Source organism: Lacticaseibacillus porcinae (assembly GCF_003946305.1).
Lineage (GTDB): Bacteria > Bacillota > Bacilli > Lactobacillales > Lactobacillaceae > Lacticaseibacillus > Lacticaseibacillus porcinae.
Genome location: NZ_RHNS01000003.1, coordinates 16,514 through 39,310, shown reverse-complemented (window position 1 = coordinate 39,310; position 22,797 = coordinate 16,514). Strand labels below are relative to the sequence as shown.

Sequence of the window (22,797 nt, the reverse complement as noted above, 5' to 3'; positions counted from 1 at the left end):
CAGATAGAAGGGAGTGGCTACACATGGCTTCATTAGGTGATACGCTTTTTCTGTTGCTCACCTTCGCCGTGCTGCTGTTCTTAGTTGGGAAATTCGCTTGGGGTCCTGTGACCAAAATGATGAGCGAACGTTCTGATAAGATCAACAACGACTTAGATTATGCAGAAAACGCCCGCACTGAAGCCCAGGCGCTGGCTGAAAAGCGCCAAGCCGAGCTCAAAAACTCCCAGGCCGATGCCGTTAAAATTGTGTCTACCGCAAAACAAAACGGTGAAAAACAACGTCAAGAACTCGTCGACGCAGCTCATGCTGAAGTCGCGACTTTGAAAGCTAACGCCCAACAAGACATCGCCCAACAAAAAGCCGATGCCTTAAACAGCGCTAAAGATGATGTTGCTGAACTTTCGTTGGCAATTGCCACGAAGATCATCGGCAAGGAATTAAACGCAGACGATCAACAAGCTTTGATCGATGGCTACATTAAAGGGTTAGGTGATGTCAATGGCAATCACTAATGCCACTGTAGCTCCGCGTTATGCTCGCGCATTGTTTGAAGCAGCACAGGAAACTGACCAACTTCAAGCGGTGTCCGAAGAGCTCGATTCATTGCGCCAAGTGTTGACGCAAAACCCTAGCTTGTTGACCACATTGACAGCCGTGACGGTTAAACTCGAAGATAAGCAAGCCTTGATCAATACCTTAAAGTCTGAAGCATCCACTTTGGTTGCCAACTTACTGCAAGTGACTTTTGATTATGGCCGCGTGGCAGCTTTGCCTTTGATCTTCGCAGATTTTTATCAACGGTATGCTGATGCGATCGGACAACTCGATGCCACTGTCACTACGGCAGTTGCATTGACTGAAGCGCAACAACAAGCATTAAGTGCTGCGATTGCCAATAAATTCCACGCCAAATCCGTGCAAATGACCACTCAAGTTGAGCCGGCCTTGCTCGGTGGGGTGAAAGTCCAAACTCGTGATGCTGTTATCGACGGGTCTGTGGCAACGCGCTTAGGGAAACTGCGGGCACAACTGCTCGCGAAGTAACTGGAAAAAGAGGTGAACCGGATGAGCATCAAGACTGAGGAAATCAGTTCTCTGATCAAAAAACAACTTGAAAACTATCAAGATGACCTCGATGTTGAAGAAGTCGGCACTGTTACCTATGTTGGTGATGGGATCGCCCGTGCGACCGGCCTTGAAAACGCGATGGCCAGTGAATTACTGCAATTTAGCAATGGCTCATACGGGATGGCCCAAAACCTTGAAAGTAATGATGTTGGTATCATTATTCTTGGGAGTTTTGACGACATTCACGAAGGCGACCAAGTGAAACGCACTGGCCGGATCATGGAAGTTCCTGTTGGCGAAGCGATGATCGGTCGCGTTGTTAACTCTTTGGGACAACCTGTCGACGGCAATGGCCCGATCAAGACGACCAAAACTCGTCCTATCGAAGTCAAAGCCCCAGGCGTTATGCAACGTCAATCTGTTACGGAACCGTTGCAAACTGGTTTGAAAGCTATCGATGCATTAGTTCCAATTGGCCGTGGCCAGCGTGAATTGATCATCGGTGACCGTAAAACTGGTAAAACATCGATCGCCATTGACACGATCATCAACCAAAAAGACCAAGACATGATCTGTGTCTACGTCGCCATTGGGCAAAAGGACTCTACGGTTCGTGCCCAAGTGGAAACGTTGAAGAAATATGGTGCCATGGATTACACGATCGTATTGACTGCTGGTCCTTCTGAACCAGCACCAATGCTTTATATCGCGCCTTATGCCGGGGCTGCGATGGGTGAAGAATTCATGTACAACGGCAAGCACGTGTTGATCATTTATGATGATTTAACCAAGCAAGCCACTGCTTATCGTGAATTATCCCTGTTGCTGCGTCGCGCTCCAGGTCGTGAAGCCTATCCTGGGGACATTTTCTACACGCACTCCCGTTTGTTGGAACGTGCCGCGAAATTGTCTGATGATTTAGGCGGCGGTTCAATGACTGCTTTGCCGATCATTGAAACGCAAGCAGGGGATATCTCCGCATACATTCCAACCAACGTGATCTCCATCACCGATGGACAGATCTTCTTACAATCTGATCTGTTCTACTCAGGCACACGTCCTGCCATCGATGCCGGGTCTTCAGTTTCTCGTGTTGGTGGTGATGCGCAGATCAAGGCGATGAAGAAAGTTGCCGGGACTTTACGTTTGGACCTCGCGTCCTTCCGTGAACTGGAAGCCTTCACCCAATTTGGTTCTGACTTGGATGCGGCAACGCAAGCGAAGTTGAACCGTGGGCGGCGGACAGTTGAAGTCTTAAAGCAACCTGTTCACAAGCCAATGCCTGTCGAATATCAAGTGGCCAGCCTTTATGCGTTGACTCATGGGTATTTGGATGCCATTGCGATCGACGATATTGCTAGCTTTGAAGCTGGCTTAGCCGATTACTTAGACTCCAACGACAAACAAGATCTTGATACCATTAAAAACACTGGCAAACTGCCTGAAGGCGACTCCTTTGATGCCGCCATCAAAGCTTTTGCTGATGGGTTCGCTGCTAGCACCGACGCGAAATAAGGAGGTGCCGCATGGCTGAATCATTAATGGACATCAAGCGCCAAATTGCTTCGACGAAGAAAACTGGTCAGATCACCCAAGCCATGCAAATGGTTTCAGGTGCCAAGCTTTCTCAAATCGAAAAGCGGGCGAATAACTACCAACTCTACGCCAACAAGGTGCGTGAAATCGTGACGCATTTAGCAGCAGCCCAACTGTTGCAAATCGAAGCGAACCAACAAGCCGGCAACCAAGATCCTAAAAAGGTCATGCAAGTCGCTAGCTTGTTGCAACAACGCGAAGTCAAGAAAACTGGCTACCTCGTGATCACTTCTGATCGTGGGTTAGTCGGCGGCTACAACTCCACCATTTTAAAAGCGATGATGCAAATGATCCAAGACGACCACAAGTCGCCTGACGAATATTGCATTTTAGCTGTTGGTGGGACTGGCGCTGACTTCTTCAAAGCCCGCGGTGTGGACTTGGCCTATGAATATCGGGGTGTTTCTGACATTCCAACGTTCAATGAAGTCCGCGAAATCGTGAAAACAGCGGTCACCATGTTTGATTCTGGTGTGTTTGACGAACTTTATGTTTGCTACAACCACCATGTCAACTCGTTGACTTCTGCATTCCGCGCTGAAAAAATGCTTCCGATCACCGACTTAGATGTTTCGGAAGTCGCTGACAAAAATATCGACTACCTCACAGAACCAGATCCTGATGCTGTGTTGGAAGCAATTTTGCCACAATACGCTGAAAGCTTGATCTTTGGTTCGATCATGGATGCGAAGACTGCAGAACATGCGGCTTCAACGACAGCCATGAAATCTGCCACTGATAACGCCAATGATTTGATCTCTCGCTTGTCTGTGACCTATAACCGGGCCCGTCAAGCGGCTATCACCACTGAGATCACGGAAATCGTCGGCGGGGCTAACGCGCTTGAATAATCATGAAACTCAACAAGCATTATGCTTGAATCTACAACAGGGAGGACGATTTGATTGAGTAATAATACTGGTAAAATCGTGCAAGTGATCGGCCCTGTTGTCGACGTCGAATTCCCTATTAACGGTGAAACCCCAGCGATCAACAATGCGTTGACTGTTGCCAAGTCTGACGACAAGACGTTAACTCTTGAAGTCACTTTACAACTTGGCGACGGCGTGTTGCGTACCGTTGCGATGGACTCTACTGATGGGCTCCAACGTGGGATGGAAGTTACTGATACTGGTGCTTCGATCTCCGTGCCTGTTGGTAAAGATACCCTCGGCCGGGTGTTCAACGTGTTAGGCGAGACGATCGATAACGGCCCTGAATTTGCGGCTGATCACCGCCGCGACGCTATCCATAGAGAAGCTCCTGCGTTCGAAGACCTTAACACGACTTCTGAGATCCTTGAAACTGGGATCAAAGTCATCGACTTGCTTGAACCTTACCTTCGTGGGGGGAAAGTTGGGTTGTTCGGTGGTGCCGGTGTCGGCAAAACCGTTTTGATCCAGGAATTGATCCACAACATCGCTGAAGAACACGGCGGCATTTCAGTGTTTACTGGTGTCGGCGAACGGACCCGTGAAGGGAACGACTTGTATTTTGAAATGCAAGGTTCTGGCGTTTTGAAAAACACGGCCATGGTGTTCGGTCAAATGAACGAACCACCTGGTGCCCGGATGCGTGTGGCCTTGACTGGTTTGACGATCGCGGAATACTTCCGTGATGTCGAAGGCCAAGATGTGCTGTTGTTTATCGACAACATTTTCCGCTTCACGCAAGCTGGTTCTGAAGTGTCTGCCTTGCTTGGCCGGATCCCTTCTGCCGTTGGTTATCAACCAACGTTGGCAACTGAAATGGGTCAATTGCAAGAACGGATCACTTCCACGAAAAAGGGTTCAGTTACTTCCATCCAGGCCGTTTACGTGCCTGCCGATGACTATACCGACCCGGCCCCTGCCACGACTTTCGCCCATTTGGATGCCACGACTAACTTGGAACGTCGCTTGACGCAACAAGGGATCTACCCAGCCGTTGATCCATTGGAATCCACTTCAAGTGCGTTGACCCCTGAAATTGTCGGTCAAGAACACTATGACGTGGCCATGAAGGTCCAACAAGTGTTGCAACGTTACAAGGAATTGCAAGATATCATCTCTATCTTAGGTATGGATGAATTATCTGATGACGAAAAGATCACCGTTGCGCGTGCGCGTCGGATCCAGAACTTCTTGTCACAATCCTTCTCTGTTGCCGAACGCTTCACTGGCTTACCTGGTAAGTATGTGAAGGTCGAAGACACTGTGCGTGGGTTCAAAGATATCCTCGATGGTAAATATGACGATTATCCAGAAGAAGCCTTCCGTTTGGTCGGCGGTATCGAAGATGTCGTTGAAAAAGCCAAGAAGATGGGCTTTGATCCTGACGCCAATGCATCAGATGACTTGCAAGCCGCAGCAAACTAGGAGGTAAGGCATTATGGCTGAACTTTCGAATGTGTTAACGGTGAACATTGTCACCCCAAACGGTTTAGTTTATGATCACCATGCTGACATGGTGGTGGTGAAAACCATCGCCGGTGAAATGGGGATCATGGCCAACCACGAACCAGTCGTTGCACCTCTTGTGATCGGTGAAATTCGCGTTAAGCGGACGGATAACCCAGGTCATGAAGATGCCATCGCGGTGAACGGCGGTTTCATGGAAATGAGCGGCAACGTCGCTTCCATCGTCGCTGATTCTGCTGAACGTGAACGCGATATTGATTTGACGCGTGCTGAAGCCGCTCGTGCTCGGGCCCAACGTCGTATCGATGACGCGAAATCTAAGGCTGATACTGACGAATTGCAACGCGCCCAAGTCGCTTTGCAACGTGCCATCAACCGGATCCACGTTAAAACTGGTAAGTAACTTCCAAAATGATCAAGTCATACGACTTGGTCATTTTTTTATGTAGTGGAAGTGATCGGGCCTTGGGACTCCAGCTGGCCGCCGCGACGTGGAGAGGGTCCTCGGGGAAGCTAGCCTGGATGTCTCGCTACGCTCACCACCAGCCGGATCTTCCCCTGCGGGTTCTGGTAAGCGACTTGTCGCTTACCAGAATCTCACCACGTCGCGGCGGTCAGCTTCCGTCCCAAGGCCCGATCACTTCCGTTCATATCACGGCTAAAATACGAAAGATAAAACAAACAATCGAAAATCATTCACGATGTATTGTCAATCAGTTTTATTGTGTAGACCAATATAACAAAACTCAGAGCCAAATACTATTATTTAGAATGAAAACTAACTATCAAGATACAAAACATTTACAATTTAATGCTGGAATTCTGTTTTTTTCGGTGTTATTCTGTAAGCGGTATCGAGGAGGAAGGGGCGGCTAAGGCTACGTCGTCAGTATTACTTCGCAACGAGGGGAAGTGCCTCGCAAACCGAGGAAGAGCGATCCGCAGTCAGGTGAGGTGACTCTAATGGCTGGCTCTTCCATACCAGAGTGCCGGTACTGAAGTGTCTCGTTTGGTGGACGCAAACAAGGTATACGCGGAAGTACTGCCTCATGGTGACATGAGAAGCAGGTGAAGCCTGTAGGCGAACGGCAATGCAGAGCCTATTAGCGATCAAAGCGGCTAAGGTACAATAAGCCAAGGCTACGCAGACACCCACCTGATACTTAATAGCGATATGAACGTAATCGTATATTGAAGTCCACGAAATTAGCCCTGATTTCGTGGATTTGTTGTGTCGTGAAATGATTTTGGCTGGGTACCAGATTTTGTTGATGCTGTCTGATTTTGGTGAAAAAACCTCACAAAAAATCAAAAACTACAGCAAAAAATGTGCCTTGTAAATAACATTTTTACAATTGAATCCTGAAAACAGGTTATGGCATGATCGATAACGAAGATGCAAGATTCAGTGGTTAATGACAGAAAATCTTTTTATCTTGGCTTGGGTTGATGGTTTTGGATGCTTACTTTTGTTTGAAGATGGACGCTTAGTCTGATTGAGTTGTTATCGCTTTTCCATTTCAAGCCAGGTTAAACTTTGACCCGCGGTTTTTGAATTCGCAGATTATTCACCTGGGGCAACGATAAAGTCCTCGATCACACCTATGCTAAGTCAGAGGTTTAATTTTCTTCAGCATTTTCGCCAACAGCCGCGCAAAGTCGCGGCTGTTTTGCTATACTAGTTTCAGAAAATGGAGGGCGATCATGTATCAATCAATGGGATTATCCGGATTTTTAACCATCGTGTCACATGTGCTGTTTATCGCCATCAGCTTCCGCTTGTTGTCGGCAGTGCGGTTTGATAAGTTTTTGCGGCCCAATCATGTGGGCGCGAGTCGCTTATTATTGTTGTTCATCGCTATTGCCATCGGCTATAATGTGTCACAATTTTTCTTATCCGTCTTGTCGGCGTCGGCGAACTTGCCTTACTTGTTGAAGTAGGCAGCGGTACGGCACCCTCGCGGTTAAGGAAATCTTAGTTGAGGCAAGCTTTGTGCTATGGTAAAATTGATAAGTTGAAGATAATGGCCTGCGTGGGCTTAAAAGTGGATCAAGGAGAGAAATAATGGCAAAAGACATCGGCATCGATTTGGGGACGGCGAACGTTCTCATCAATGTAAAAGGCAAAGGGATCGTGTTGAACGAACCATCTGTCGTGGCAATCGACACCAAATCTGGCAAGGTTTTAGCAGTTGGGACCGAAGCTTATAAAATGGTGGGCCGTACCCCTGGTAACATCAAATCGATTCGTCCGTTAAAAGACGGCGTGATCGCAGACTTTGATATTACTGAAGCGATGTTGGAATATTTCATCAACAAGTTGAATGTTAAAGGCTTTATGTCTAAGCCAAACATTTTGATCTGCGCGCCAACCAATGTGACGTCGATCGAACAAAAGGCGATTATTCAAGCCGCTGAAAAGTCCGGTGGCCATCGCGTCTACTTGGAATTTGAACCAAAAGTGGCCGCTGTCGGCGCCGGCCTCGATATTTTCCAACCGCAAGGCAACATGGTCATCGACATGGGTGGTGGCACCTCTGATGTCGCCGTGTTATCCATGGGCGAAATCGTCACGAGCCGTTCTCTGCGTTTAGCAGGGGACAAAATGGACGCCGCCATCGCCGCTTATGTCAAAAACAAACACAAGCTGTTGATCGGTGAACACACTGCCGAACAAATCAAAATTCAAATCGGTGCCGTTTACGAAGCTGATCCTGAAGAAACAATCGAAGTGCGCGGCCGCGACATTGCCACTGGCTTGCCTCGCGAAGTGATCGTCACCAGTGCTGAAGTGTCTGAAGCCTTGCATGACACGATGATGCAAATCGTTGCCGCTGCTAAAGACGTCTTGGAACAAACCCCACCAGAATTGTCTGCTGATATCATTGACCGCGGCGTGATGTTAACTGGTGGTGGTGCCTTGTTGAAAGGCATCTCCAAGTTATTCGCTCAAGAACTCAAAGTGCCAGTGTTGTTAGCTGATGATCCATTAGACGCCGTTGCTTTAGGGACTGGCGTGTTGTTAGACAATATCGCTCACCATAAGCAGTATTAAGATTATTTTGTGATCAAAGGAGGGTCGCCAATGAGCGCACATTATGCCAATCGCATTTTGAGAAAAATTGCTTGGGGCGTTTTAATTGCCATTATCGCCTTGATCATTGGCGCCATGGTGGGATTTGCCATCGGTGGCGGCGATCCTTGGGCAGTGTTTATGCCAAGCACTTGGTTGCATATCACTGATTTCTTGAAATAATGAAATACATTTTAATGGCGCTGGTGAGTTTTTATAAAGCGGCGATCTCACCACTACTGCCGCCGAGCTGCCGCTATTATCCGACCTGTTCGACTTATACCTATCAGGCATTAGTTAAACATGGCGCGGTCAAAGGTAGCTTAATGGGGATCGCGCGGATCTTGCGGTGCAATCCTTTTGCTAAAGGTGGCGTGGATCCGGTGCCGGATTACTTCACTTTGCGCCGCAACCCTGACCCAGATAAAAATATTGATGAAACCATGAATTGGGAACATTACCACGGAGGCAATAATGGCTAAGGAACAAAAGATTCAAGTCGTTCAAGAAGATGTGACGCGTAACGGGCACACGGTATCCGTCTTGACGGTCAACAAAAATGAAATCGGCTATGTCGAAACTGTCGAAGGACGTTTCAACGCGTATTTAGCCGGTGAAAGTCGGGCGAACCACTTCAAGTCGATGGACGACGCGGTCAACTTCTTGATCAGCGAATTTCACCTCCACCACAGTTAAGACAAGCTTACGATTGCCACGCCAGGATAGCTTTTTGGCGTGGTTTTTGTTGTAATAGGGGTGGCAAGAAAATCTCGAAGTTGTGGACGATCGGCGCCACGGTGCGACTGAAATCATCTCTCGTGGCCGGCCGGCTGCAGAAATCGGCACAAAACGCCGATGCTCTTTCGCCTAAAATCAAAGCCCAAAACTGCGTCTTTGATTTTACCTGAACAATCAGCTGAGTCAGAAGTTCACTGTCTCAACTGATTGTTCTGCCACGTTCGATGATTTCAGCCGCACCTTCCGCCAGTCGCTTTACGCTGACAGATGATTTCCTCAGCCGCGACCACGACTCCCCAATCGCGTGTTTATGATGATAACTGGTGTGCGACGTGGGGAAGCAAGGCGGCCAGTTGACTGAAGGATTTGGACTGACGACCGAAAGTCTCAATGCCACCTTGCAAACAAGAAACATGATGAAGGAGCTGAACTCTTGGCACAAGAAGTAACTGAAAACAGAAACGAAAACCGCATTGATTATGGGATCATTTTATCAGTGATGTTACTGGCATTGATCGGGATGGCGGCCATTTATATGGCAGTCGTTCATGACTCGTCAGCAAGTTCGTCGCCAACGCATGCGATGATCATGCAAGCGGTGTGGTATGTGATCGGTGGCGTCGGGATCTTTTTCGTGATGCAATTTGACGCCGAGCAACTGTGGCGCGTGGCACCGATCCTATATGGCTTAGGGATCTTCTTGTTGATCGCGGTGCTGTTTTTATACTCGCGTAGCGTTGCCGCGTCGACTGGGGCGAAAAGTTGGTTCAGTGTCGGTCCGATCACTTTCCAACCTTCAGAAGTGATGAAGCCGGCATATATTTTAATGCTAGGGCGCGTGGTCACCCAACACAATACGCAATATTCACATTCCACTGCCAATGATTGGCGGTTGATCGGGACGATGTTCTTATGGACGCTGCCTGTGCTCATCTTAATGTTATTACAACATGACTTTGGGACGATGTTGGTGTTCTTAGCGATTTTTGCTGGGGTAGTACTCGTATCTGGCACCACCTGGAAGATCATTGGCCCGATTGCTGGCGGTGCTGTCGTCATCGGCGGCGGCGCGATCGTGATGGTCACGCAAACTTGGGGTCGGCATTTGTTAGAAAAAGTCGGCTTTCAAGCATACCAGTTCTCTCGCATCGACTCATGGATGAACCCTAGTGGCGCGACGTCAGGGGATTCTTATCAATTGTGGCAATCGATGAAAGCCATCGGTTCTGGTCAATTGACGGGTAAAGGCTTCAACAACTTGAAAGTCACGGTTCCAGTGCGGGAATCTGATATGATCTTCTCGACGATCGGTGAAGCATTCGGCTTTATCGGCTGTGCGGTGGTGATCTTGTTGTACATGTTGTTGATCTATCAAATGATCCGCGTGACCTTTGATACCAAAAACGAATTCTATGCTTATATCTGCACTGGCGTGATCATGATGATCTTATTCCACGTGTTTGAAAATATCGGCATGAACATCGGGTTGTTGCCATTAACTGGGATCCCGCTGCCATTCATCTCCCAAGGGGGATCATTCTTGCTAGCGGATATGTTATGTGTGGGGATGGTACTGTCGATGCGGTTCCATCACCAAAGCTATATGTTCTCAGGGGACAGCGAAGGGTTTGAATAAACGTGTTGTGACGTCTGGCTGCGGCTGGGCGTTTTTCGTTGGCAAAATCTTGAATTTTCAAAACTTTTTCGAAGGCTGATCAACAAAAACTCATTTTTTTCTCATCAAGTGTTGACATTTACTCATTTACCTTGTAATATCAAAGACAATTCAAAGCAACAAACGAACGATGTGAGAGAGATAGCGTGCAAGGCTGTACAGAAAACCCGGATTGCTGAGAGCGGGGTAGCAAGCACACTTGAGAATGGCTCACGGATCGGTGCACCGAGGGAATTCCTAAGGCTGCAATGGGTGGCGACCATTATCTCGCACGCGCGTTGTTTGACGCGTTAGTGAGGACAGCATGGCTGTTGAATTAGAATGGTACCGCGGGATAAACCGCTTCTAACTTTGGTTAGGAGCGGTTTTTGTTTGTTGCAAAAGACATAGGCATTTAATTTATAGGGGGATTTACGACATGAAATTGTGGAAGAAAATTGTTGCCAGCGTGGCAATTGCATTACCAGTATTTGCTTTAGCGGCTTGTGGGAACTCCAGCAGCTCTAGCTCTGCTGACAAAACGGTTAAAGTGGGGATCATGACCAACGATAAAGAAATTTGGCAAGACATTCAAAAGCGCCTTAAGAAACAAGACGTCAACATTAAGTTAGTCGAATTCACCGACTACAACACGCCAAACAAAGCGTTGGATGATGGCGATATCCAATTGAACTCTTTCCAAACCGTTCAATTCATGGACGCTTGGAACAAGAAGCATAAAGATACCATCACCTCTGTTGGGAACACTTACCTCGGCCCAATGCGCGCTTACTCCAACAAAATCAAGTCTTTGTCTGAATTGAAAAAAGACGACACGGTTTCTGTTCCTAACGACGCTGCCAACGAAGGCCGTGCCTTGCAACTCCTTGAACAAAAAGGGTTGATCAAACTTAAGGCTGGCGTCACGAACCCAACCACTCGCGACATCACCGAAAACAAGTTGAACTTGAAGATCACTGAACTTGACGCTGCTCAAACGGCTCGCTCCATGAACGATGTGGACGCTGCCATCGTCAACAACGATATCGCCGCTGCCGCAAAGCTCACCCCAAGCAAAGCGATCTCCGTTGAAAAGATCGGCAAGAACTCTGCACCATTTATTAACATCATTGCCGCTGCTTCTAAGAAAGACAAGAAGAACGCCACTTACAAGAAGATCGTCAAGGCTTACCAAACCAGCCAAACTGAAAAGTTAATGAAGAAGTACTACAAAGGTTCTACAGTTCCAGCCTGGAAGTAAACCAGAGCGGATTCAAGCGCATTTAGCTGATCGGGTAGCCTAGCCTCAGTGCTTGGACCGGGTTTTGGTCCGATTGCTGAGGCGTAGCTAGACGTATCAGCGTTGCTTGAAGTAGCTCGACGACATCAAAGTTTTCAATTAAAAAAGAAGGTTATCGCTTATGAAGTTATGGAAGAAAATCGTTGCCACTGTTGCAGTGGCCTTACCAGTTTTAGCATTAGCCGCTTGCGGCAATTCCAGCAGTTCCAGTTCTGCTGACAAAACCGTCAAAGTCGGCATCATGAGCAATGACGTGGAGATCTGGTCTAACATTCAAAAGCGCCTCAAAAAACAAGGCGTCAACATTAAGTTGGTGCAATTCACCGATTACAACACGCCAAACAAAGCCTTACAAGATGGCGACGTCGACTTGAACGCCTTCCAAAACTACACCTTCTTGGATGATTGGAACAAAAAGCATGGCACCAAGATCGTCTCCATCGGCGACACTTACCTCGGTCCGATCCGCGCCTATTCCACTAAGATCAAATCATTGAATGATTTGAAAAAAGGGGACACGGTATCCGTACCAAACGATGCTTCTAACGAAGGCCGCGCGTTGAACTTGTTGGCCCAAGAAAAAGTCATCAAGCTTAAAGCTGGTGTGAAGAGTCCTTCAACTGCAGATATCACTGAAAACAAGCTCGACTTGCAGATCAAACCGCTTGATTCTGCGCAAACGGCCCGTTCAATGAATGATGTTGCCGCTGCGGTCGTTAACAACGATATCGCTGCTGCTGCGAAGTTGAAGATCAAAGATTCCATCGCCGTTGAAAAAATCACCGACAAGTCTAGTCCGTACATCAACTTCATTTCTGCAAAGTCCGCTAAAGATAAGAAGAACAAGACGTATCAAAAAATCGTCAAGGCTTATCAAACCAAAGAAACTGCGAAGTTAATGAAGAAAGTTTACAAAGGCACCACGGTTCCAGCTTGGAAGTAGGCCAGAGCGTTGCTTGGCGCAGCTCGACGAACGATCCTAAAATTTTGCACCTGTCGCAACAGCTTGCGATTGTGGTAAACTAGATAACGCTGAGCGGCACGCAATGTTGTGCCGCTTTCGTTTGTAAAATGCGACGAGAAGAAACGAGGAAGAATGCATGGCAAAAGAAGCAGTCATCACGTTAAGCGACGTGGATGTACAATTTCGTGAAAAAAACCGTAGTGTCCACGCGGTCGATCACGTGGATCTCACTGTTGAACGCGGCGATATTTATGGTGTGGTTGGCTACTCTGGCGCCGGCAAATCAACGTTGGTGCGCACTATCAACTTACTGCAGCGCCCAACCAGTGGTGCAGTGAACGTGTTAGGAGAAGATATGTTGGCGTTAAGCCCCAAGCAATTGCGGACTGAACGCAAACGCATCGGGATGATCTTCCAACACTTCAACTTGATGAACTCGCTGACTATCGCTGAAAACGTCGCTTTCCCATTAAAAGGCTTGAAATCAAAAGCTGAAATCGACAAAAAAGTCACTGAAATGTTGAAACTCGTTGGCTTGGAAGACCGGGCGACGGCTTTTCCAACTGAGTTATCAGGCGGTCAAAAACAACGGGTCGGCATTGCCCGCGCGTTAGCTTCAGATCCTGAAATTCTGATTTCTGATGAAGCGACTTCTGCGCTGGATCCTAAAACCACCAGTTCCATTTTGGACTTGTTGAAAGAACTCAATGAGACCTTAGGCTTGACCATTGTGTTGATCACCCATGAAATGGAAGCTGTGAAGCAGATCTGTAACAAAGTCGCCGTCATGGATGCTGGTCGCATCATTGAACGTGGGAGTTTGTTGGACATTTTCGCCAAACCGCAAGAACAATTGACCAAAGACTTCATCGACACCACTTTGCAATTAGATGCGGCGATCGAATCTGTTCGCAAACAACCAGCAGTTGCGCATTTAAAAGGCGCCGACCAATTGGTGCGGTTGACTTACTTAGGTGCGTCCACTGATCAACCATTAGTCGCAACGTTGTACAAAGATTTCAATGTCACGGCCAACATTTTGTTTGGTGACATTCAAATCTTACAAGGGACGCCATTTGGGAACTTGATCGTTGTGTTGTCAGGCACCCAAGCTGACATTGACCGCACCTTCAAGTACTTGGCCGATAACGACGTGCAAGTGCAACACATTACCACGGAGGCAGAATAATGAGCTTTTTTGAACACTATTTACCAAACGTTGTGCCGATTTGGAATGGCGATGGCGGCTTTGTGCAAGCCATTTGGCAAACTTTGTATATGACGGTCGTCACCATGATCGTGTCTGCGATCCTCGGGTTGATCCTTGGGGTGTTGTTGGTGTTGTGGGATGACCACGGCTTATTGCAAAACCGCGTGGCATACTTTATTTTAGATAAAATCGTCAACATCTTCCGGGCGATCCCATTCATTATTTTGCTGGCGGTAATGTATCCTGTTACTCACGCCATCGTCGGGACTGGGATCGGGGCGACGGCGGCGTTAGTGCCATTGATCGCCGGCACCGCACCATTTTTCGCGCGCCAAGTGCAAAATGCCTTAGTCACGGTTGACCCTGGGGTGATCGAAGCTGCTGAAGCGATGGGGATCAGTCCCATGGGCATTGTGTTCCGCGTGTATTTACGTGAAGGCTTAGGTGAATTAGTCCGGGTCACTGTCTTAACAGTAATTTCTGTCGTCGGTTTGACTGCCATGGCTGGTGCCGTTGGTGGTGGTGGTTTAGGGAACATGGCCATTGCGATGGGGTACCAACGCTTCCAAAACGATGTCGTTTGGGTCGCAACGATCCTCATTTTGGTCATGGTGTTCATTTTCCAATTTGTTGGGGATATCATTACTCGCAAACTGCAACACTAAAATTAAGGGTATCAAAAAGACCGTCGAAATTTTTCGACGGTCTTTTGTTATGCGTTTAGAAACGATCGTTCACCAGTCCTGCTGCTTGTAAGAAGCTATAAGTGATCACCGGCCCCACGAACTTGAAGCCGCGTTTTTTCAAGGCTTTGGCGACAGTTTGAGACAATTCCGTTTGAGTCGGGATATCGGCGTTTGAGGTGGGGTGATTGATGATGGGGGAGTGATCAACGAATTGCCAGAGAAATTCGTCAAAGCTTCCAAATTCTTGTTGCACCTTTTGAATCGCTTGCGCATTGGTGATGACGCTGTTGAGTTTGTTGCGACTGCGGATCAAATTCGGATTTTTCATTAAGTCATCGACGTCTGTTGTGGACATTTTTGCGACAGTCTCAATGTCGAATTGATGAAAAGCATCAACGAAAGCCTGACGTTTGCGGAGCACAGTCAACCAAGATAAGCCTGCTTGCATGCCTTCAAGGGTCAATAATTCAAACAGCTTTTGATCGTCGTGTTCCGGGAAGCCCCATTCGTTATCATAATATTTGCGTAACAAAGGATCTGAGTCTGGCCAAAAAATTTCGTCTGCCATCATGTCCCTCCTAAGCGCTGAAGGCTTTCGACAACGTTTCCACAATTTCATTCGTTGACTTTTCAAAATCAAAAGTCGAAGTTCCTGCAGGCATCATCACCACAGGCAAGGCGTATCCTAACACCGTGCTGCCGATCAACCGAAAGATCCGGACATCCTCCCATTTCACCATTTCGCCGCGTGCTTGGAGTTGATGCAGCGCGGGTAAGAAGCCGTGGTTAAATTGCGTATTTAAGGTGGTGAGGACTTTTTGTAGCAGATCTTGACGGACGAAGGCTTGTTGGGCAAAGACGCGAATGATCGCGCGGTTATCTAAGGCAAACTGCAAGCGGTCGGCGACGACAAAGCGCAATAATGCCTCTAAGCTCGTGAACTGATCAGGCTGGATCTGATCAACGAATTCTGCGGCGACTTCTGGGACCACAGTATCAGTCATCGGCTTTAAAATGGCGTTGAGGATCTCTTGTTTGGTTTTGAAATGCTTGTATACCGTGCCTTCTGCGACGCGGGCACGTTTGGCGATGTCAGCCGTTGAGGTATTTTCATAACCTTGTTCAGAGAAAAGTTCTAAACAAGCGGTGAGGACAGCTTGTTGTTTTTCTGATAAATCAGAATTTTTTAAGGTGCTGGTAAACAAGGTGGAAATTTTATTGACAGACATAGGCGGCTCCTTGTGGTTTCAATACTTTCAGGATACCACAATTACGCCAGATCCAAGATATAAAAGCGACTGTGTCGATCAGGAAACGCATAGTCGACACCGAGCTGTTCAAAGGGAATTTGTTTAAAGCCTTGCCGTTCATAAAACTGATGCGAGCGATGCTCACCTTCTGGGGTGTCGAGAACGATGCGTTTGAAGTGGTGGGCTTGAGCATATGCCAAGAAGCTTTGGTACAACTGCCAACCAAGATGCACGTTACCGCCACGAAACTGGGGATAAGTGAAGAACTTTTTCAAAACAGCGGTGTGTTTATCCACAGGGAGTAACGCAATACAGCCGGCGACGTGGCCTTGCTGAGTGGCCACCCAAAACTCCCCGCCGCGTGCTTGATAATATTCAGGGATCATCAACACATCGGGTTGTTCTGCCATGGTGATGTTGAGTTGCGCTTCGGTATTTTGGCAGTAAAGAATCAAGTCGATCAATTCGGCAGTGGTGTGTGGATCGGATGTATAAGGTGATATTTTCATAGTTGCCTCCCATTTTGCATCAATATCTGTTAGTCTATAGGTGTCGTTTGCTTCAGTCTAGTCGAAACATTCGAACTCATACTTCAAAAAGGTTGAACTAACTATGGACTTGAAATATTTAAAAACTGTCCAAACCATTCAAGCTGCTGGCTCGTTTCAAAAAGCGGCGGCTTTATTGAACTACGCGCCTTCAACTGTCACCTTTCAAGTGCAACAAGTGGAAGTGCAACTAGGGGTGCAATTGTTTACCAAAGTAGGCAGACAAATGGTGTTAACTGCCAAAGGGACTGCGGCGATGCCGTTGATCGATCAACTCCTCGAAGATGAAGCGGCGCTGCAACGTTTTGCCCAAAATGCTGACGGGCTTGTCGGCCGCTTAGTGGTGGCCGTTCCAGAAACCTTGTTGACCTATCAACTGCAAGGTGTGTTACATGATTTCAAACAACAAGCCCCTGGGGTCGAATTGGTGATCCGCGTGCTGAATTGTTACGACATTTATGCACAAATGGCTGACGGACAAGTGGATATTGCGGTGCATTATGATGTTCGCGATTATCCTGCCAGTGTCCATACTGACACATACGGTGACTATCCGTTGGTGTTAGTCGGCAGTCCCGCATTAACTGCGGCCCAACAAGATTTCGTCACGCCAGGTCAATCAAAAGCAGTTTGCGGCTTAATGAACGACCCGCATGCCCGTTATTTAGAGTTGTTCAATGCCTATTTGGCCGCCAAACGCATTCGCTTGCAACCGAATATGGAGCTGTGGAGTATCGAAGCGATCCGCAATTCTGCAATTTCTGGTTTAGGAGTGGCGTTTCTCCCGCAGTTTTGTGTCCAATCGCAGCTCGATGATGGCGAATTGATCGCATTGCCGACAGACATGACGACGAAAAGTTTAACTGCAGTGTACGCTTATCGGCAATTGAGTGCAGCTGGCAGCTTATTTACCCGATTATTGCGTGAATCTGCCAAAAAATAAATTGGCATTATCTGTGGAAAACTTGTGCGAATCCGTGTAAAAACTTGTGGTTTGTCACGACTCACATTATTTTCAAATTTTTTATTCATCTAAGAAAGCGCTACGAATGGCTTCTTGGTGCTTTTCCTCACAAAAATAATGACAATTTTTCAATTTGCGCGATTTGCCGCACGCAATCGATTATCTTACAATAAACAATACGATACATAATCCATAGGAGGCGACGGTTGTGACCACATTAAAGATCACTGATTTACACGTCAAAGTTAAAGAAGAGCCAGAACACCCAGAAATTCTCAAAGGGGTCAACTTAACCGTATCCACTGGCGAGATCCATGCCTTGATGGGTCCTAACGGTAACGGGAAATCAACCTTAGCCGAAACCATCATGGGGAACCCTAAGTATTTGGTGACCCAAGGGGATATCACCATTGACGGTGAATCCATTTTAGATAAAGGCGTCGACGAACGCGCCCGCGCCGGGTTGTTTTTAGGGATGCAATATCCTGCAGAAATTGCTGGGGTCACTAACGCCGAATTTATTCGCGCGGCGATCAACGCTCGCCGCCCAGACGATGATCAGATCTCGATCATGAAGTTCCTTAAAGATCTCGATGCCACCATGGACTTTTTGAAAATGCCAGAAGACATGGCGGATCGCTATTTGAACCAAGGCTTCTCCGGTGGTGAAAAAAAGCGTAACGAAATCCTCCAAATGATGATGATCAAACCAAAGTTCGGATTGCTTGATGAAATCGACTCAGGGCTTGATATCGATGCCTTACGCATTGTCGCAAACGGCGTCAACAAAATGCGCTCCCCTGAATTTGGGACCTTGATGATCACCCACTACCAACGCTTACTCGACTACATTGTCCCTGATTTCGTTCATGTCATGAAAGACGGCGAAATTATCGAAACTGGTGGCGCCGAACTCGCAAAAGAATTGGAGAAAACCGGCTACGAACACCTCAAAGCAGGTGACGCCAATGCCTGAATTGACTTTACCTGACACGCCAAAGATCCCGTTAGCGCGTTATTTGAAACAAGCCAAAGACGACGTCCGAGGTCAATCATCAGTGCAGGCACCTGATAGCGTCAAAGTGTCCACCGATTCGGCAGTTGCAATGACGGAAGCTAGCAGCTTAGATACTTGGCTACAAGATGCGCCGCAATCGCAAACTGAGATTTCAATTCCTGAAAACTACAACGATCCGACGCCAATCAAAATCAGTGGCCCGCAAACCACTGGTGGCAACGTGTTGATCCATGTCGGCGCCAATGCGCATGTGGCGTTGCAAGAACGCTGGGTGTCAAGCGGTGAAATGCTTGGGGTCTCAGTTGAACTTGACGCTGATGAAGGCGCCCAAATCGATTGGTTGAGCTATGATGCGTTCGACGCTGATATGGTGATTTTGCAACGGTATGCACGCTTAGGCAAAGATGTGCATTTGAACTGGACGGTTGCGGGCTTTTCTCATAACTCCGGCGCCAGTTTGTTGACCACTGATCTTAACGGCTCAGGGGCTGAAGCCACCGTCAATGTCGGCGTGTTAGCTTCTGCGAAACAACACATCGGCTATGTCACTGGTATCACCAACTATGGTGAAAAAACTGTCGGCCACATCAATCAACGCGGCGTGTTAGTGGATAAAGCACACCTCGCGTTTAACGGTGTCGGCCATATCGTCCAAGGTGCTCGCGGCTCTGATTCCCAACAAGAAAATCGCGTGTTGATGTTATCTGAAGCAGCCCGCGGGGATGCTAACCCAATTTTGTTGATCGACGAAAATGACGTCACCGCTGGCCACGCCGCTTCTGTGTCTCGCGTGGACGCAGTACAAATGTATTACTTAATGAGTCGCGGGGTTCCTGAGGCGGTCGCTAAGCGCTTAGTGATCCGCGGATTCTTGGAAGCCGGGTTAAGTGAAATCGCCGATCCTGATTTACGCAATGAACTGTTTAAGACAATTGATGAAACGTTGGTGAATGCTGATGCGTGAGAAATTTCCTTTTTTTGAAGCTCATCCAAAACTCGTTTATTTAGATTCAGCAGCCACCAGCCAAAAGCCTGCCAGTGTGCTGAAAGCGTTGCAAGATTATTATATTAACGACAATGCCAATGTGCATCGCGGCTTATACAAACTCGCTTATAACACCACTGAAGGCTTTGAAGCGGTGCGCGGTAAAGTCGCAAACTTCATTCACGCGAGTCGGCCTGAAGAAATCACCTTCACGCGCAGTACCACTGATGGGTTGAACTTGGTGGCTTCAAGTTTTGGTGAAATGGTCATCAAACCAGGAGATGAGATCTTAGTATCTGGTGCTGAACATCATTCAAACTTTATCCCTTGGCAACAGCTTGCTCACCGCGTTGGTGCGAAGTTTGTGATCGCACCAGTCAAATCTGATGGCGATACCGATGTCGCGCAACTGAAGAAATACATCACACCCAAAACGAAGATCCTGGCTGTGGCGCAAGTCACCAATGTTTCTGGTGGTTTAGTGCCTGTACGCGAACTTGCTGATTTGGTCCATGCCCAAGGCGGCTACATTGTTGTTGACGGTGCGCAAGCCGTGCCGCACATGCCAGTAGATGTCCAAGCCATCGATGCCGATTTTTATGCTTTTTCTGGGCATAAAATGTACGGGCCAACTGGTTCTGGTGCGTTATATGGCCGCTACAAGTTCTTTGAGGCGATGCCACCAGTGCAATTTGGTGGGGAAATGATCGATGAAGTCCAAGATCAAACCACTAGCTGGGCAGAAGTGCCATTGAAATTTGAAGCTGGGACCCCAAACATCGCCCAAGTCTTTGGGTTAGGGGCAGCCATCGACTTTATGCAACAACTCGACATGCCACAAGTGATGGCAGAAGAAAATCGCCTTGTCAAAAAACTCCGCGCCGGTTTGTCTGACATTGAAGATATTGTGTTATACGGCAGCGACGAGAGTTTGTCGACTGTCAGCTTCAACTTACAAGGCATCCACCCGCATGACTTGGCCACTTTCTTAGATGAACAAGACATTGCGGTGCGGGCAGGGCATCACTGTGCACAACCTTTGATGGCACGCCTTGGCATTCCAGCCACGGCGCGCGCAAGCTTTGGTGTGTATAACAATGACGATGACGTCGATCAATTAGTGGCGGCAGTGAGTGCTGCAAGGAGGTATTTCCATGGCCTTGACTAAACTCGATCAAATGTATCGCCAAGTGATTTTAGATGAAGCATATCATCCTAGACATCACGGCAAACTCGATGCGCCGACTCATGAAATCACGTTACGTAACCCAAGTTGTGGGGATGTGTTGACGTTAGACTTGAAAGTGACTGACGGCAAAGTGTCCGATGCGGCTTTTTCAGGTAGTGGCTGCACGATCTCCCAAGCAAGCGGCAGTTTAATGACCGATCAAATCATCGGCCACACGCCTGATGAAGTGCAAGACATGGTGGCGACGTTCTCAGATCTGGTGATCGACGGCGAAAATGAACACGAAGACGTGCTCGGGGATGCGGCGATTTTAAAAGGCGTCCATCAATTCCCAGCGCGGGTCAAATGTGCGATGCTCGCTTGGAAAGCAGCTAGCCAAGCATTAACGGAAGGTGAAGCGAATGCCTGAAACCAAAAATACGAAAAACAACGAAACCGTTGCGGATACGGTTGATTTCTTACCCACAGAAAATCCTGGCGACTTTCATGATGACATCGACCCAGTGTTTGACACTGGGCGTGGATTGACTGAAGACATCGTCCGCGCGATCTCCGCAGAAAAAAAGGAACCACAATGGATGTTAGACTTTCGTTTGAAGGCCTATCACACTTATTTGAAAATGAAAGACCCAGACTTTGGGCCTGACCTTTCAGATCTCGATCTTGATCGGATGCGTTATTACATCAAAGCCACCGATAAAACTTACAGAGATTGGGAAGATGTCCCAGATGACATTAAAAATACTTTTGATCGCTTAGGGGTGCCGCAAGCAGAACGGAAATATTTAGCAGGGGCTTCGGCGCAGTATGAATCAGAAGTGGTGTATCACAATATGCATGATGAGTTTGAAAAACTCGGGATCATTTTTGAAGATATGGACTCTGCTTTAAAAGATTATCCTGACTTGGTCAAACAATATTTCGGGACTTTGGTGCACCCAACCGATAACAAATTTGCAGCGTTAAACTCTGCCGTGTGGTCTGGTGGTTCCTTCATTTATGTGCCTGAAGGGGTGCAAACTGATGTGCCGATCCAGTCTTACTTCCGGATCAACGCGGAAAATTCTGGTCAATTTGAACGGACGTTGATCATTGTGGCCCCTGGTGCGCATGTCAATTATGTTGAAGGGTGTACTGCACCATCGTATTCCAGCGATTCCTTGCATGCGGCGGTGGTTGAAGTCTTCGTTCAAGATGATGCCTACTGCCGCTATACCACCATTCAAAACTGGTCTAAAAACGTCTTCTCGTTGGAAACCAAGCGTGCGCAAGCCTTGAAGAATGCCACGATGGAATGGGTCGATGGGAACTTAGGGTCCAAGACCACCATGAAGTACCCAAGTGTTTATTTGGATGGTGAAGGGGCTCGCGGAACGATGTTGTCTGTTGCCGTTGCTGGCGAAGGGGTCGACCAAGATAATGGGGCGCGAATGATCCACAACGCCCCAAACACCAGCTCTAACATTATTTCCAAGTCTATTGCGAGAAACGGTGGCCGGGTGGATTATCGCGGCACGGTGCGCTTTACTAAAAAAGCGGCCAATGCCTTTTGCCATGTGGAATGTGACACGATTTTAATGGATGAAAAATCCAAATCTGATACCATTCCATATAATGAAATTCACAATGCGACAGCGGCGATGGAACATGAAGCCAAAGTCTCTAAAGTCTCTGAAGAGCAGTTGTACTATTTGATGAGCCGTGGGATCTCTGAAGCGAAAGCCACTGAAATGATCATTATGGGCTTTGTCGAACCATTTACCAAAGAATTACCAATGGAATATGCCGTTGAGCTTAATCGTTTGATCGGCATGGAAATGGATGGCGGCATCGGCTGATCATTTTCAAAATAAAAAAGGTTGAGACATCTTCGTCTCAACCTTTTTTGTGATGATGTCCAGCAGCGAAAGTGTTTCATGCCGCCACCAGGAGACAGTGGACTAGCTCGATTCCAGCGATTTGAAATTGGGACGGAAGCTGGCCGCCGCTACATAGTGACATTTCATTTATTGAATGAAGTCGCACATGAGCGTATTTGATTTGGAAGTTAGCAAAGCAACGTAGAAAAGCTGTGGGCGGAGATGATTTAGCAGAACGGAGGTGAATTGGACAATTGCCTGTGGCAGTGAAATCAAGTGAAACGCCGGTTTAT

25 protein-coding genes are annotated in these 22,797 nt (G+C 47.6%); 22 read left to right on the top strand and 3 right to left on the bottom strand.

The genetic code is table 11. From position 1 onward, the window contains the following. Positions 1-23: 23 nt before the first annotated feature. The 16 genes from atpF (at position 24) to EKM92_RS03835 (ending at position 14,670) form a co-directional block, all read left to right on the top strand. Complete coding sequence (gene atpF, locus EKM92_RS03910) at positions 24-515, top strand: F0F1 ATP synthase subunit B (protein WP_125708090.1); 492 nt, start codon at positions 24-26, stop codon at positions 513-515. Next, positions 502-1,047 (top strand): ATP synthase F1 subunit delta, encoded by a 546-nt coding sequence (atpH, locus tag EKM92_RS03905; RefSeq protein ID WP_164509888.1) that lies wholly within the window; start codon positions 502-504, stop codon positions 1,045-1,047. The genes atpF and atpH overlap by 14 nt, the downstream gene beginning before the upstream one ends. A gap of 21 nt (positions 1,048-1,068) precedes the next feature. Next, entirely contained in the window at positions 1,069-2,586 is a 1,518-nt protein-coding gene (gene atpA / locus EKM92_RS03900; RefSeq protein WP_125708086.1) for a F0F1 ATP synthase subunit alpha, read from the top strand. An 11-nt stretch (positions 2,587-2,597) separates the two neighbouring features. Then, positions 2,598-3,518 carry a F0F1 ATP synthase subunit gamma gene (locus EKM92_RS03895; protein WP_125708084.1) on the top strand — a complete coding sequence of 307 codons (921 nt, stop codon included), beginning with the start codon at positions 2,598-2,600 and terminating at the stop codon, positions 3,516-3,518. Positions 3,519-3,572: 54 nt separating this feature from the next. Then, positions 3,573-5,024, top strand: a complete 1,452-nt coding sequence (gene atpD / locus EKM92_RS03890; RefSeq protein ID WP_125708082.1) for a F0F1 ATP synthase subunit beta — start codon at positions 3,573-3,575, stop codon at positions 5,022-5,024. 13 nt (positions 5,025-5,037) lie between these two features. Continuing rightward, on the top strand, positions 5,038-5,469 hold the full coding sequence (locus EKM92_RS03885; protein WP_125708080.1) for a F0F1 ATP synthase subunit epsilon: 432 nt from the start codon (positions 5,038-5,040) through the stop codon (positions 5,467-5,469). Between the two features lie 1,301 nt (positions 5,470-6,770). Then, positions 6,771-7,007 (top strand): DUF1146 family protein, encoded by a 237-nt coding sequence (locus EKM92_RS03880; RefSeq protein ID WP_125708078.1) that lies wholly within the window; start codon positions 6,771-6,773, stop codon positions 7,005-7,007. Between the two features lie 124 nt (positions 7,008-7,131). After that, positions 7,132-8,121, top strand: coding sequence for a rod shape-determining protein (mreB, locus tag EKM92_RS03875; RefSeq protein WP_054717113.1), 990 nt, complete (start codon positions 7,132-7,134; stop codon positions 8,119-8,121). A 30-nt stretch (positions 8,122-8,151) separates the two neighbouring features. Next, entirely contained in the window at positions 8,152-8,322 is a 171-nt protein-coding gene (locus tag EKM92_RS03870; protein ID WP_125708076.1) for a DNA-directed RNA polymerase subunit beta, read from the top strand. Then, a complete protein-coding gene (yidD, locus tag EKM92_RS03865; RefSeq protein WP_125708074.1) occupies positions 8,322-8,621 on the top strand; it encodes a membrane protein insertion efficiency factor YidD in 300 nt (99 codons plus the stop codon). Before EKM92_RS03870 ends, yidD begins: the two co-directional genes overlap by 1 nt. Then, entirely contained in the window at positions 8,614-8,835 is a 222-nt protein-coding gene (locus EKM92_RS03860) for a DUF2969 family protein (protein WP_054717119.1), read from the top strand. The genes yidD and EKM92_RS03860 overlap by 8 nt, the downstream gene beginning before the upstream one ends. 541 nt (positions 8,836-9,376) lie before the next feature. After that, complete coding sequence (locus tag EKM92_RS03855; RefSeq protein ID WP_125708519.1) at positions 9,377-10,513, top strand: FtsW/RodA/SpoVE family cell cycle protein; 1,137 nt, start codon at positions 9,377-9,379, stop codon at positions 10,511-10,513. Between the two features lie 457 nt (positions 10,514-10,970). Next, complete coding sequence (locus EKM92_RS03850) at positions 10,971-11,792, top strand: MetQ/NlpA family ABC transporter substrate-binding protein (RefSeq protein ID WP_125708072.1); 822 nt, start codon at positions 10,971-10,973, stop codon at positions 11,790-11,792. A gap of 160 nt (positions 11,793-11,952) precedes the next feature. After that, positions 11,953-12,774, top strand: coding sequence for a MetQ/NlpA family ABC transporter substrate-binding protein (locus EKM92_RS03845; protein WP_125708070.1), 822 nt, complete (start codon positions 11,953-11,955; stop codon positions 12,772-12,774). A 157-nt stretch (positions 12,775-12,931) separates the two neighbouring features. Next, positions 12,932-13,984 carry a methionine ABC transporter ATP-binding protein gene (locus tag EKM92_RS03840; protein WP_125708068.1) on the top strand — a complete coding sequence of 351 codons (1,053 nt, stop codon included), beginning with the start codon at positions 12,932-12,934 and terminating at the stop codon, positions 13,982-13,984. Beyond that, positions 13,981-14,670, top strand: coding sequence for a methionine ABC transporter permease (locus EKM92_RS03835; protein ID WP_125708066.1), 690 nt, complete (start codon positions 13,981-13,983; stop codon positions 14,668-14,670). Before EKM92_RS03840 ends, EKM92_RS03835 begins: the two co-directional genes overlap by 4 nt. 55 nt (positions 14,671-14,725) lie before the next feature. Here EKM92_RS03835 and EKM92_RS03830 read toward each other — a convergent pair whose 3' ends face one another. The 3 genes from EKM92_RS03830 to EKM92_RS03820 are packed head-to-tail and all read right to left on the bottom strand — an operon-like array spanning position 14,726 to position 16,450. Beyond that, positions 14,726-15,259 (bottom strand): DNA-3-methyladenine glycosylase I, encoded by a 534-nt coding sequence (locus EKM92_RS03830; RefSeq protein WP_420812558.1) that lies wholly within the window; start codon positions 15,257-15,259, stop codon positions 14,726-14,728. A 10-nt stretch (positions 15,260-15,269) separates the two neighbouring features. Continuing rightward, complete coding sequence (locus tag EKM92_RS03825; RefSeq protein WP_125708062.1) at positions 15,270-15,920, bottom strand: TetR/AcrR family transcriptional regulator; 651 nt, start codon at positions 15,918-15,920, stop codon at positions 15,270-15,272. A 41-nt stretch (positions 15,921-15,961) separates the two neighbouring features. Continuing rightward, on the bottom strand, positions 15,962-16,450 hold the full coding sequence (locus EKM92_RS03820; protein WP_125708060.1) for a GNAT family N-acetyltransferase: 489 nt from the start codon (positions 16,448-16,450) through the stop codon (positions 15,962-15,964). A 103-nt stretch (positions 16,451-16,553) separates the two neighbouring features. On the opposite strand from EKM92_RS03820, the gene EKM92_RS03815 reads away from it, so the two are divergent. The 6 genes from EKM92_RS03815 to sufB all read left to right on the top strand — a co-directional run bounded on the left by EKM92_RS03815 (position 16,554) and on the right by sufB (position 22,483). Then, positions 16,554-17,432 carry a LysR family transcriptional regulator gene (locus tag EKM92_RS03815; protein WP_125708058.1) on the top strand — a complete coding sequence of 293 codons (879 nt, stop codon included), beginning with the start codon at positions 16,554-16,556 and terminating at the stop codon, positions 17,430-17,432. Between the two features lie 229 nt (positions 17,433-17,661). Next, a complete protein-coding gene (gene sufC / locus EKM92_RS03810; protein ID WP_125708056.1) occupies positions 17,662-18,429 on the top strand; it encodes a Fe-S cluster assembly ATPase SufC in 768 nt (255 codons plus the stop codon). After that, positions 18,422-19,435: a SufD family Fe-S cluster assembly protein gene (locus EKM92_RS03805; RefSeq protein WP_125708054.1), complete on the top strand. Its 1,014-nt coding sequence runs from the start codon at positions 18,422-18,424 to the stop codon at positions 19,433-19,435. Before sufC ends, EKM92_RS03805 begins: the two co-directional genes overlap by 8 nt. After that, positions 19,428-20,624, top strand: a complete 1,197-nt coding sequence (locus tag EKM92_RS03800; RefSeq protein ID WP_125708052.1) for an aminotransferase class V-fold PLP-dependent enzyme — start codon at positions 19,428-19,430, stop codon at positions 20,622-20,624. The genes EKM92_RS03805 and EKM92_RS03800 overlap by 8 nt, the downstream gene beginning before the upstream one ends. Then, a complete protein-coding gene (gene sufU / locus EKM92_RS03795) occupies positions 20,611-21,054 on the top strand; it encodes a Fe-S cluster assembly sulfur transfer protein SufU (RefSeq protein WP_125708050.1) in 444 nt (147 codons plus the stop codon). Before EKM92_RS03800 ends, sufU begins: the two co-directional genes overlap by 14 nt. Further along, positions 21,047-22,483 carry a Fe-S cluster assembly protein SufB gene (sufB, locus tag EKM92_RS03790; protein ID WP_125708048.1) on the top strand — a complete coding sequence of 479 codons (1,437 nt, stop codon included), beginning with the start codon at positions 21,047-21,049 and terminating at the stop codon, positions 22,481-22,483. Before sufU ends, sufB begins: the two co-directional genes overlap by 8 nt. The last annotated feature ends 314 nt before the right edge of the window (positions 22,484-22,797 follow it).